Raw genomic sequence first — 12211 nt, 5'->3', positions numbered from 1 at the left:
CGCTACACCAGCACGACCGGTCCCGGGTCCATGCCCAGCTCGATCCTGCCGTACAGCGCGTACGCCGCGTCGGGGTCGAAGACCACATGGCCGCTGATCGTATTCACATCGCGCTGCGCCCGTTGGAACGGCGAGTCCGCGAACTGGGTGCTGGCGCCTGCCGCGCCGCACAGCTCGTTGACGACGCGGCGGGCGGTGGCGGCGACGTGCGCGGAGACCAGCCGGGTGCGGGCGCGGCGGTGCAGGTCGGCGGCGTCGCCCCGGACGGTGGCCTCGGCGACCTCGCGCAGCGCGTCCTCGAGCAGCAGCCGCGCCGCCGCCAGGTCCGCGGTGGCGGTGGCGAGCCGGATCTGGCCGCTCATCAGGTCGCGCTGCCGCTCGCCGCTGTAGGACATCCGCCGGCTCCGCATCCGCTCGGCGAACAGCGCGAGCACGCCCTCCGCGGCGCCGAGGACGGGCGCCGCGGCGGTCAGCGCGAACACCGGGACGAGCGGGGTCCGGTACAGCGGCGCCGGGTGGACGTGCGAGCCGGGCGAGCGCCCCTCGGTCAGCGCCGTCAGCGGCACCGACCGGTGCGCCGGGACGAAGGCGTCCGCGACCTCGATGTCGTTGCTGCCGGTTCCGCGCATCCCGCTGGTGTGCCAGACGTCGTGGACGGTCACGTCCGCGCGCGGCAGCAGGAACAGCCGCGGCTCGATCGCGCCGTCGGTGGTGACGAGGCCCATGACCATCGCGTGGTCGGCGTGCATGGCGCCGCTGCCCCACGACCAGCGGCCGGTCACCCGGTGCCCGCCGTCCACCGGCTCGGCGGTGCCGGTCGGCGCGAGCACGCAGGGGATCAGCCCGTACGGCCGGTCGGCCCAGACCTCCTCCTGCGCCCGCTCGGGGAACAGCGCCACCATCCAGTTGTGCAGCGTGTAGATGACCGACAGCCAGCCGGTGGACGCGCAGGCGGCGCCGGCCGCGCGGCACGCCGCCGCCATCGGCGCGAACCCGAGCTCGCCGCCGCCGAACCGCTTCGGCACGAGCATGCCGAACAGTCCGGTGGCGGCGAGGTCCTCGATGGTCCGGTCGGGCAGGCGCCGCGCGTCCTCGGTCTCCCGCGCGCGCTCGGCGAGGGCGGGCGCGAGCTCCCGGACGCGGCGGACGATCTCGTCTCCGTACTCCATGGTACGGAACCATACCCTCAGGTATGGCGACGCGGGCGGCGGGGGCGGCGGCCGGTCAGCAGCAGCCCCGCGATCCCGCCCAGGGCCAGCCCGGCGGTGCCGGTCATCAGCACGGTCCCGGTGATGGTCCCGGGGGCGTCGGACGAGGTCTGCGCCGCGGGCCGGGCGTTGACGGCCCCGGCCGGCGCGCCGCCGTGCTGGTGCTCGTGCCCGGTGAGCGGCGCCGTCGGGATCGGCAGCCTGGGCGCCGCCGGCTTCGACGCGGCCGCGGCCTTCCGCGTCGGCGACGCCTTCGGCTTCGGCGGGGCCGCGACGGTGCCCTTCCCGCTGAACACCACGTCCGAGCAGGAGTAGAACGCCTCCGGGCTGTCGCTGCGCTGCCAGATCGCGTAGATCAGGTGCCGGCCCTTCTTCCCCGCCGGGACCCGGCCGGGCAGCTGGTACGCGCCGTCCTTGATCGTCGGGTCGCTCTTGGTCAGGAACGGCTTGCTCTCCAGATCCGACCACTTCAGCGGCTTGCGCGGGTCGTAGCCGTTCTTCGTGATGTACAGCTGGAACCGGCCCCGGTGGACGGCCGTCACCTGGTAGCGGAACGTGTACGCCACGCCCGACTTCAGGCTCGTCGCAGGCCAGTCGGCGCGCGGCAGGTCCAGGCCGCGGAAGGCCGCCTGGCCCGCGCTGCACAGCTTCCCGTTCGGGATGCGCTGGCGGTGGCGGCCCGCCACGTCGCCGATCCGCACGCCGTTCCAGTCGTAGAACGCCTGCTTCCCGCTCGCCGAGACGGCCGCCTTGCACGCCGCCGTCCTGGGCGATTCGGGGTTCTCCTGGTAGCAGGTGAGGACGCGGCTCACCGGCGTCCGCATCGAGCCGTGGGCGAGCGCGGGGGACGCGGTCAGGGCGACCGCCGCCAGGGCGGCGGCCCCGGCGGCGGTGGCGGTCGAGGCGCGTCTGAGCAGCGCGGCACGGGTGTTCATCGGACTCCCATCTGAGGACGCCATCGGCGAGATCGAGAGAGTAATTGCGGAAAGGGCGCCCCGGAACGTCCTTCAGAAGCTCTTAAGCGATGCATCGGCGACCTTTAACGCCCTCGGATACGCGCACGGCCGCCGGCTTGCGCCGCCCGCCATTATGCCGTTAGCGTTCCCGGCGGCCTTCGGATCGTTGTCCGATGCCTGTTCCGCGGCGGCGGTTCGAGAACGGGGTCGAAGAAATGCGGCGCATGAAGGTGTCGATCAAATTCGCGCTGGTGTGGGGCGCGGTCACCGCGTCCAGCGTCACGGTCAGCTGGGCGGGCGTCGGCGACGCCCTGCGCGGCACCGTGCTCGCCTCGCCCGACCTCGCCGCCGGCATCCCGGTGGCGACACGGCGCCCGCCGGCCCCGCCGACCTCGGCCTCCGACACGGCGCCGTCCGGACGGCCCACCCCCGCGCGCTCCTCGGCGAAGCGGCCGTCCCAGCGGGCCCGGGCGCGCAAGCCCCCGTCTCCCGGCATGGCACCCGATGCGCTCGCCGGCAAGAGGCGCACCTACAACGTCCGGTGCGGACGGGTCGTCCTGGCGGTCACGCCGCGTTCGGCGGAACTGGTGTCGGCGGCGCCCGACAACGGTTTCCAGACGAAGGTGTGGCGGCAGACGACCTGGATTCGCGTCGAACTGACCGACGGCGCGCACGGCTCCACCGTCATCGCCTCGTGGAACGACCACCCCACGATCGTCCAGGTCTACGAATACTGAACGGCCGCACCATTCCCGGAGTCCTTAAGGGAATGTTGAGCCATTGCTGACGCGGTGCTAAGCGCCGTGCGGCTACCGTCGTCGCCATTCCCCGTTCTCCGCCCAGTGGCCCATGTCCTTGGAGGTCGTCATCGAGAGCACACCGGGCGCCGACGCCGACCGCGCGCCCGCCGTCCGGCAGCACCCGCCCGCGCACGCCATGCAGCCCGCCGCGCGGCCGTGCGGGTTCTGCCGGCGGCCCGTCCCGCAGGCGCCGGGCCAGCCGCCCCGCCGGTTCTGCGTCACCGGCCCCGGCCCCTCGGCGTGCGAGGCGGCGGCCGCCGAGCAGCGCGAACGCGGCCTCGCCGCGCCCGGCCTCGGCGGCCACGTCGCCCGCGCATGGGACCTCGTCGAACGCCTGGAGTCGACGGCCGCCCTGCTCACCGGCGCCCTGGACGGCGAGCTCACCGTCGCCGGCGTCGAGGCGCGGATGGCGCAGCTCCGCGCCGAGACCGCGGCGGTCGAGGCCGAGGCGCACCGGACGGCCGACGCCGCGCGGACCCGCGCCGAGGAGGCCCTCGCCGCCGCCGACGCCCAGCGCCGCCGCGCCGACGAGGCCGAGGCGCTCGCCGCGGACCTGCGCGGCCGGTTCAGCGAGGCCGCCGCCGGCCGCGACCAGGCGGTCCGCCGCTTCGAGCAGCTCGCCCGCACCGCCGAGGAGGTCAACGCGGCGCTCGCCGCCGCCCGCGCCGACCGGGCCCGGCAGGGCGAGCAGATCTCCGAGCTGAGCCGGACGCTCCAGGCGTCGCTGGAGGAGGTCAAGCGGCTGCGCGCCGACCTCGTCACCGCGCAGGGCGCCGAAAAGGCCGCCCGCGAGCAGGCCGCGACGGTGACCGCCGAGCTGAGGCAGCAGCGGCTGCGGCTGGAGGAGGTCTCCACCGAACGCGCCCGCGCCCTCCAGGACGCGCACCAGGCCCGCGGCGAAGCGCGCGCGGAGCACGCCGCCCGCGTCCAGACCGAGCAGCACGCCCGCGACGCCCGCGAGCAGATCCAGGACGCCCTCCTTCAGCGCGACCGCGCGCTGGAGAGCACGCGCTCCGCGCACGAGCGCCTCGACCAGACCCGCGCGTCGCTCGGCGAGCAGCAGGCCGAGCTGGACGAGCAGGCCCGCCTCATCGAGGAGCTGCGGGCCCGGGCCGCGATGCTGATCGCCGAGCGGGACGCCGCCCGCAGCGAGGCCGAGCGCGCCCGCTGGCGGATCGACCAGTTCATCACCCGCCGGCAGCAGGCCGGCGACGCGCAGAACGTCGCGGCCGTCCCGCGCCCGCCGGACGGCGCCCCCGACCACCGCCCGCCGGACGGCACCGTCTCGATCCTGCACCGCCTCCCGCCGGCGCGGGCCGAGCACGCCCCGACCGCCGTGAACGGCGATCACTGACCCGCCGCGGATGCCGGATCCGGCCAACGACGATCTTGGTCCGGGCGGCGGGCGGCACAGCCGCCCGAAATATGCGAAACTGGCGCCGGTGTGACCCTCTCGTCCGGCAGGTGACCTGCGACGATCCCGTGATCCCGGACGGAAGGCCACCCGGACCCGGTGGCACGCTCGGTGCCGGCCCCGCTCCGGACACCGCCCCGGCACCACCACCCCTGGACGGGCGACTCCGCGATCGCCTGCATCATCACCGTGGACGTGAACATGGACGCTGAGACGCGAGAGGTTCCCGCCGGAAGGTTCACGAGCCTCCGGTCGAAACTCCCGAAGGCGCAGGACCGGTCCCCGGCGTCGGTCTTCATCGTCGGCACCCCGTTCTCGGGCTCGACGCTGATCGGGCGCGACATGACCACCCGGATCCCGAAGGCCCACTACGTCGGCGAGCTGAACAACTACACCAAGCTCCCCGGGCTCAGCGGCGACGACGAGTACGGGCGCGGCTGCGGGCCCTGCGACCTGCTCGGCAGGCGCTGCCCGCACTTCACCGACGCCTTCCGGGACAGCGCGTCCTACGACGACATCCTCGGCATGCACGGCCGGCTCGCCCGCTCCCTGGGCGCCTCCGCGGTCATCGACGGCAGCAAGTACGTCGGCTGGCTGCGGCGCGCCCTCGCGCAGCGCGCCGCAGCCCCCGCCGCCTCGGGCGACCGTGCGGAGCTGAAGGTGGTGATCACGGCGCGGAACCCGATCGCGTTCGCGTTCAGCCACCAGCACCGGACCGGTCAGCAGCTGTGGCAGGGCGCCAACATCTGGCGGGACATCTACGTCGACACCCTCCGCACCGTCAACGGGCACGGGCTGCCGAACATGGTCGTCCGCTACGAGGACTACATGGCGGACCGGGAGGTCGCGCTGGAGCGCCTGGCCGCGTTCCTGCACCTGCCGCTGGACGCCAAGCCCGACAACTCCCGGCTCCACGACGCCGGCGGCAACTGGAGCTCCTTCGTCCCGTACGTGGGCATCGACCAGATCAACGAGTCCATCGGACGGCTCTCAGAGAGCGCGCGGGCGGACGCCGAGGAGTTCGTGAAGCACGCCCGGGCCTACTGGAGCGACGACAAGCCCAAGGCCGACACGCGCTGGCACCACAGCCTCGACGCCGGCCAGGCCAACACGATCCTCAGCACCCCCGGGCTGGCCGACGTGGCGAGCCTCGTCGGCTACAACATCGCCGAGATCATCAGCAAGGCCGTCCGGCCCCCGCGCTGATCCCGAAGGCCGCGCGTCAGGGCGTGACGATGTCGAAGTCGCGGTCGGGGTCGTCCAGGAGGCCGAAGAGGGTGGCGAGGGCCTGGCGGTCGCCGTCGGCCTGGACGTCGCCGAGGTCCCCGGTCGAGGCCAGCCGGAGCAGCTGCGGCTTGGTCATCGTCAGTGTGAGGTCGGCGGCGGTGCCGTCGTGCGCGCGGGTCTGGGTGAGGACGCCGTTGGCGAGGCTGAGCCGGACCTCGTCCTTGAGGTCGGTGAAGTTGCAGTCGATGGTCAGCCGGGTCTCCCAGGCGCGGGGGCCGTCGACGCGGATCGCCAGCGAGTCGAAGACCTGCTCGACGCTGAGCGCCATGAGGACGTCCGCGGACGAGGTGTCGAGGGCGTTCGTCGGCTTGTGGCCGCGCAGTTCGGCGGCGCCCTGGAGGTAGAAGTTGCGCCAGGTGCCGTTCTCGCTGCCGTGCCCGAGGGCGTCGTAGACCTGGGCGAGGAGTTCGCGGGCCTCGGTGTCGGACGGGTCGGCGAACACGACGTAGTTGAGGACCTGCGCGGCCCAGCGCGTCTCGCCGTCCTCGAACGCGGCCCGCGCCTTGGGGATGATGCTCCGCGCGCCGCCCATGAACTCGACGTGCTTCTTCGCCGACTCCTCGGGCGGCAGTTCCCACAGGTGGGCGGGGTTGCCGTCGAACCATCCCATGTACCGCTGGTAGACGGCCTTGACGTTGTGGGAGACCGAGCCGTAGTAGCCGTGGGTGTGCCAGGCCCGTTCCAGCGCGGGCGGCATCTGGATCCGCTCGGCGATCTCGGTGCCGGTGTAGCCCTGGTTCAGCATCCGCAGCGTCTGGTCGTGGATGTAGGCGTACAGGTCCCGCTGCTGCGACAGGAACCCGGTCAGTTCGCGGGTGCCCCACGTCGGCCAGTGGTGCGAGGCGAACAGCACGTCGGAGTCGGCGGCGAACATCTCGATCGCCTCGGTCAGGTAGTGCGCCCACACGCGCGGGTCCCGGACGACCGCGCCGCGCAGCGTCAGCACGTTGTGCAGGTTGTGGGTGGCGTTCTCGGCCATGCACAGGACGCGCCGTCCGGGGATGTGGAAGTTCATCTCCGCGGGCGCCTCGGTGCCGGGCGTCAGCTGGAACACGATCCGGACGCCGTCGAGCACCTCCTCCTGCCCGGTCTCGGTGACCGACAGGTTCGGCTCGATCAGCGAGATCGTGCCGGTGGACGTCGTCGGGCCGAGCCCGGCGCCGATCTGCCCGGTGGCGTCGCGGGGCAGCATCGCCCCGTACATGAAGATCGCGCGCCGGTTCATCGCGGTGCCGGCGTAGACGTTCTCGGCGACGGCGTGCTCCAGGAACCCGGCCGGCGCGATGATCGGGATCCGCGCGCCCTCCGGCACCACGCCGCGGACGCCGCCGAAGTGGTCGGCGTGCGAATGGGTGTAGATCACCGCGGTCACCGGACGGTCCCCGCGGTGCTCCCGGTACAGCGCCAGCGCCGCCGCCGCGCATTCGACCGACAGCAGCGGGTCGACGACGATGACGCCGGTGTCGGCCTCGATGAACGAGATGTTCGACAGGTCGAAGCCGCGCACCTGGTAGACGCCGTCCGCGACCTGGTAGAGGCCGTGCTTGGCGGTGAGCTGCGACTGCCGCCACAGGCTCGGGTTCGCGGTGCCGGGGCAGTCGGCGTCGAGGAAGCCGTAGGCGTCCAGGTCCCACACGACCCGGCCCGACCCGTCCTTGATCTCCGGCTGCGACGCCGTGCCGACGAACCCCTTGTCCGCGTTCTCGAAATCGGCCCGGTCCTCCAGCGACGGCATGGCGTTCACGATCTCTCCTCGAATCAGGGTTCGTCGGGTATCGGTGCACTTCCCCGGCGCTGATCACCTCAGCGCCAGAGACGCACCAAAAGCCCGTGAACCTCGGAGACCGCGCGAACGCCCCGCCGACCCGGCGGCCTGGGTCGGAGGGTGCCGGGTCAGTGCAGGCGGGGGCGGGACGAGAGGTGCTCGCCGACCTGGTTGACCAGCAGGGCCATCTCGTAGCTGATCTGGGCGGGGTCGACGTCGGCGGTGCTCAGCACCGTCAGCGACGCGCCCTCGCCCGCCGCGGTGACGAACAGGAAGGCGTCGCTCATCTCGATGATCGTCTGATGCACCTCGTTCGCGCCGAACTGGAGCCGGGCGCCCCGCGCGAGGCTCTGCAGGCCGGCCGCGAGCGCGGACAGGTGGTCCGCGTCGTCGGAGGTCATGCCGGACGAGGCGCCGATGAGCAGGCCGTCCGCCGACTGCACGACGGCCCTGGTCACCTGGGGCACGCGCTTGACGAACCCGTCGATCAGCCAGTCCAGCCGATCGGTCGACGCGTCGCGCACTGTCATGTGGCTTCTCCTCCGGACGGTAAACGAGGTGACATCGTGCCATCCGCCGGCGGTCCCGCTCAGCCAATACCGCCAGAGTGTGAAATAAGACCCGAAACCACCGCACATGATCAAGTTCCTGGCTAAGGTGTCACGGACCTCGTCCCGACCAGCCCGACATCGAAGCTTGAGAGAGACGAACATGAACGACCAGATCAGCTGTGTCCGCCCCGCTCACCACCGTTTCGGCAAGTGAGGACCCCTCGCCGGCGCTCGTTCCGGCTATCGCTGTACGGCATGCTCGTCGTCCCGGTCGTCTCCCTGATCACGCTGTGGGGCTTCGCCGCCCAGAGCACCGCGTCCGAGGCGCTCCACCAGCGCAACATCGACACCGCCAACGAGGTCTACGGCAACGCGGTGCAGCCGATGCTGGTGACGGTGGCGCAGGAGCGCCAGGAGTCGGTGGTGTGGCTCGCGGGCCGCGGGCGGCTGCCCCGCACCTCGCTGGACGCCGTCCGCAAGAAGGTCGACGGCACGATCGTCCAGATGAACCAGGCCGCCAAGTCCGGCAGGTTCCGCGACACGATGACCGGGCAGATGAAGCAGCGGCTGTCGGTGCTGATCGGCAAGCTCAACACCATCGGGAAGGTCCGCGACGAGGTCGACTCCGGCGCGCTGAACAAGCTCGACGCGTTCAACGCCTACAACGACATCATCGAGTCCCACTTCCGGTTCATCTACCTGCTGGTCGCCGACAACGGCTACCAGCAGGCGTACCACCTGACCGGCATGTCGCGGGCCATCGAGCTGAGCGGCCGGGAGGCGACGCTCGTCGGCGGCGTGCTCGTCGGCGGCGGCAAGATGAGCCCCGCCGAGTACGCCGCGATCAACCAGCTGGTGTACGAGCGGCGCTACCTGCAGACGACGAGCCTCTCCGACTTCACCCCCGCCAACGGCGCCCCCTTCCGGCAGGCGCTCGGCTCCCCGCCCGCCACCACCTTCACCAGCGTGGAGGACCGCATCCTCGCGGCCGGACCCAAGGGCCGGCTGACGCTCTCGCCCGCCGTCTGGGAGCAGGAGTCGAAGGGGTTCATCGGCGCGCTGGACGGCGCGCTGCTCAAGTCCCGGACCGTGCTGGCCGGCGACGCCAAGAAGACCTCGGACCGGACGCTGTGGCGGCTCGCCCTCGTCGGCGGCCTCGGCCTCGTCGCGGTCCTGCTGACCCTCGTCCTGGTGATCCGGTTCGCCCGCCGCATCGGCCGCGACCTGCTCGGCCTGCAGAGCGCCGCCCGCTCGCTGGCGGAGGAGCGGCTGCCGGGCCTGGTCGGCCGGCTCAGCCGCGGCGACGAGGTCGACGTGGCGGCCGAGGCGCCGCCGCTGAGGCTCGGCAAGACGGCCGAGGTGGCGAACGTCGCGGACGCGTTCTCCAGCGTCCAGCGCACCGCGGTCGTCGCGGCCGTCGGGCAGGCCGACCTGCGCAAGGCCGTCAACCAGGTGTTCCAGAACATGGCCCGGCGCAACCAGTCGCTGCTGCACCGCCAGCTGGCGATGCTCGACACGCTGGAGCGCAAGGCGTCCGACCCGGAGGCGCTGGCCGACCTGTTCGCGATCGACCACCTCACCACCCGCATGCGGCGACAGGCCGAGGGCCTGGTCATCCTGTCCGGCGCCGCGCCGGGCCGCGGCTGGCGGCACCCCGTCGGGATCGTCGACGTGCTGCGCGGCGCCGTCGGCGAGATCGAGGACTACTCCCGCGTCGACGTGGTGACCTCCGCGCAGGAGGGGATCGTCGGCGCCGCCGTCGCGGACGTCATCCACCTGATGGCCGAGCTGATCGAGAACGCCGCCGTCTTCTCGCCGCCGAACACGCCGGTCGAGGTCGACGCCGGGCTCGTCGGGCAGGGCTTCGTGGTGGAGATCCAGGACCGCGGCCTCGGCATGGCGCCGGAGAAGCTCGCGGCGATCAACCACCGGCTCGCCCGGCCGCCGGAGTTCGACCTGGCCGACGGCGACCAGCTCGGCCTGTTCGTGGTCACCAGCCTGGCGTACCGGCACGGGATCCGGGTCGTGCTGGAGCCGAACGCCTACGGCGGCATCAAGACGATCGTGCTGCTGCCGCACTCCCTCGTGGTGCCGGCGGACCGGATCGGGCAGGGCGGCGCCGCGGACTCGCGCGCCGAGGAGCACGCCGCCGCGAACGCCCCGGCGAACGCCCCCGCGATGGCGGGCGCCCACCCCGGGCCGCGCGACCCGGGCCACCCGGCGCCGGGCGGGACGGGCCCCCTGCCGGTCACCGGAACCGGCCCGATGCCGGCCACCGGAACCGGTCCGCTGCCGACCTCCGGGACCGGCCCGCTGCCCGTCACCGGAACCGGGCCTCTGCCCGTCACGGGAACCGGTCCGCTGCCCGTCACCGGGCGGGACCTGCCGGGCCACGCGGACGACTCCACCGGACGGCACCGGATCGTGTCCGCCGAGGACCCGCTCGGCGCGACGCCGGGCGCCCCGCCGCCGTCCGTGCCGCTGACCGGACCCCCGTCCGTGCCGCCGCCCGCCCCGTCGGGGCCCGCGGGCGGCCCGCCCGCCGGGCCCGCGCCGCAGCAGCCGGGCGCCCAGCCCGGCGCCGGCCACCCCGGCGGCAGCCACGCCGGCATGCCGCGCCGCGTCCGCCGCGCCAACCTCGCGCCGCAGCTGCGCGACGCGCCCCCGTCCAGCCGGGACAGCGGCGAGCAGCGCCCGCCGGGACGCGGCACCGGCCGCTCGCCGGAGCGGGCCCGTTCGGTCATGACATCGATGCAGAGCGGATGGCGGCGCGGCCGGGGCGAGTCGTCCGCGCCCGGCCAGCCCGGGAGACCCGAGGACGGTGAAGGGAACCGATGAGTCCGGCACCGATGACGGAGCGGGAACTGCAACGGCTGCTCGACGACATGGTGCTGCGCGCGGGTCCGGTGCGCGGCGCGGTCGTCCTGTCCAACGACGGCCTCCTGGTGGCGGCCTCCACCCGGTTCGGCCGGGAGAGCTCCGAGCACCTGTCCGCGCTGGTCGCGGGCGTCCAGGGCCTCGCGCGCGGCGCGTGCCGCCGGTTCGGCGGCGGGGAGCTGCTGCAGACGTTCATCGAGATGGACACGTTCCTGGTGTTCATGGTGCCCGCCGGGGAGCACACGTGCCTCGCCCTGGTGGCCCAGCCGCACGCGGACGCCGGCGCGATCGCCTACGAGATGGCCGACCTCGCCGAGCGGCTCGCGGAGCGGCCGCCGGCGGTCGCCCGCCTGTCGGGCACGGGCCCGAGGTGAGACCCCGGTGAGCAACGACCGCTGGCTCGACGGCGACGCGGGGCCGGTCGTCCGGCCCTACACCCTCACCCGGGGCCGGACCCGGCTCCGCAACGACGGCCTCGACCTGATCTCCGTCCTGGAGGCGACCGGTGTCCCGGTGTCGCGGCGGATGCGGCTCGACCCCGAGCACCGCACCCTGCTGGCGCTGTGCCGCCGGCCGATCACCTTCGCCGACCTGGCCTCGGAGGTGGACCTGCCCGTCGGGGTCGTCCGCGTCCTGGTCGACGACCTGCGCGAGGAGAACCTGCTCAGGGCGCTGCGCCCGACCAGCACCGGCGACGTCCCTGACGAGCTCGTACTAAGGAAGCTGCTGAATGGACTACGTGCACTCTGACGCGGCCGCCGGCGCCCCGGCCGCGGCGTCCGGCGGCGGCCGGCTGGTCGCCGCGAAGATCCTCGTCGCGGGCGGTTTCGGGGTCGGCAAGACCACCATGGTCGGCTCGATCAGCGAGATCCGGCCGCTGCGCACCGAGGAGGTCCTCACCGACCGCAGCGTCGGCGTCGACGACATCAGCGGCGTCGACGGGAAGACCAGCACGACCGTGGCGATGGACTTCGGCCGCATCACGCTGCCGGACGACCTCGTGCTGTACCTGTTCGGCACGCCCGGCCAGCAGCGGTTCTGGTTCATGTGGGACGAGCTGGCGCTCGGCGCGCTCGGCGCGGTGGTGCTCGCCGACGTGCGGCGCCTCGGCGACAGCTTCGCCGCGGTCGACTACTTCGAGGACCGCCGCACCCCCTTCGTGGTCGCGGTGAACTGCTTCGACGGCGCCGAGCGCAAGGACCCCGAGGACGTCCGCATCGCGCTGGACCTGGAGGAGCGCGTCCCGCTGCTGATGTGCGACGTGCGCGACCGGGAGTCGGCGAAGCGGGTGCTGATCACCGTGGTCGAGCACGTCCTGGCCCAGGCCGCGGCCCGCCCCTGAGCGGCCCGCCC

11 protein-coding genes are annotated in these 12211 nt (G+C 73.4%); 7 read left to right on the top strand and 4 right to left on the bottom strand.

What is annotated here, in order from left to right:
* Positions 1-2 precede the first annotated feature (2 nt).
* The gene (locus J4709_RS46605; RefSeq protein WP_208251926.1) at positions 3-1169 is read right to left on the bottom strand and encodes an acyl-CoA dehydrogenase family protein; all 1167 of its coding nucleotides are present in this window, start codon (positions 1167-1169) and stop codon (positions 3-5) included.
* Between the two features lie 17 nt (positions 1170-1186).
* Entirely contained in the window at positions 1187-2143 is a 957-nt protein-coding gene (locus J4709_RS46600; protein ID WP_208251925.1) for a lytic polysaccharide monooxygenase auxiliary activity family 9 protein, read from the bottom strand.
* A 194-nt stretch (positions 2144-2337) separates the two neighbouring features.
* Here J4709_RS46600 and J4709_RS46595 point away from each other — a divergent pair, with 194 nt between their 5' ends.
* The 3 genes from J4709_RS46595 (at position 2338) to J4709_RS46585 (ending at position 5584) form a co-directional block, all read left to right on the top strand.
* Entirely contained in the window at positions 2338-2901 is a 564-nt protein-coding gene (locus J4709_RS46595) for a hypothetical protein (protein WP_208251924.1), read from the top strand.
* 112 nt (positions 2902-3013) lie between these two features.
* Complete coding sequence (locus J4709_RS46590) at positions 3014-4318, top strand: coiled-coil domain-containing protein (RefSeq protein ID WP_208251923.1); 1305 nt, start codon at positions 3014-3016, stop codon at positions 4316-4318.
* A gap of 171 nt (positions 4319-4489) precedes the next feature.
* Positions 4490-5584 carry a hypothetical protein gene (locus tag J4709_RS46585; RefSeq protein ID WP_208251922.1) on the top strand — a complete coding sequence of 365 codons (1095 nt, stop codon included), beginning with the start codon at positions 4490-4492 and terminating at the stop codon, positions 5582-5584.
* A gap of 16 nt (positions 5585-5600) precedes the next feature.
* Here the strand turns inward: J4709_RS46585 and J4709_RS46580 are convergent, their stop codons facing one another.
* Positions 5601-7400, bottom strand: coding sequence for an alkyl/aryl-sulfatase (locus J4709_RS46580; RefSeq protein WP_208251959.1), 1800 nt, complete (start codon positions 7398-7400; stop codon positions 5601-5603).
* A gap of 158 nt (positions 7401-7558) precedes the next feature.
* A complete protein-coding gene (locus tag J4709_RS46575; protein WP_173098152.1) occupies positions 7559-7960 on the bottom strand; it encodes a roadblock/LC7 domain-containing protein in 402 nt (133 codons plus the stop codon).
* 231 nt (positions 7961-8191) lie between these two features.
* Between J4709_RS46575 and J4709_RS46570 the strand changes: the two genes are divergently transcribed.
* Genes J4709_RS46570 through J4709_RS46555 form a run of 4 tightly spaced genes read left to right on the top strand, consistent with a single transcriptional unit; the run spans position 8192 to position 12200 of the window.
* Positions 8192-10819: a sensor histidine kinase gene (locus tag J4709_RS46570; RefSeq protein ID WP_208251921.1), complete on the top strand. Its 2628-nt coding sequence runs from the start codon at positions 8192-8194 to the stop codon at positions 10817-10819.
* A gap of 11 nt (positions 10820-10830) precedes the next feature.
* Positions 10831-11232, top strand: coding sequence for a roadblock/LC7 domain-containing protein (locus J4709_RS46565; RefSeq protein WP_232385098.1), 402 nt, complete (start codon positions 10831-10833; stop codon positions 11230-11232).
* Positions 11233-11239: 7 nt separating this feature from the next.
* Entirely contained in the window at positions 11240-11608 is a 369-nt protein-coding gene (locus tag J4709_RS46560; protein WP_208251919.1) for a DUF742 domain-containing protein, read from the top strand.
* On the top strand, positions 11589-12200 hold the full coding sequence (locus tag J4709_RS46555; protein ID WP_208251918.1) for a GTP-binding protein: 612 nt from the start codon (positions 11589-11591) through the stop codon (positions 12198-12200). Before J4709_RS46560 ends, J4709_RS46555 begins: the two co-directional genes overlap by 20 nt.
* Positions 12201-12211 lie beyond the last annotated feature (11 nt).

Source organism: Actinomadura violacea (genome assembly GCF_017573465.1).
GTDB classification, from domain to species: Bacteria; Actinomycetota; Actinomycetes; order Streptosporangiales; family Streptosporangiaceae; genus Spirillospora; species Spirillospora violacea.
This window is presented reverse-complemented; position numbering and strand designations above follow the sequence as displayed.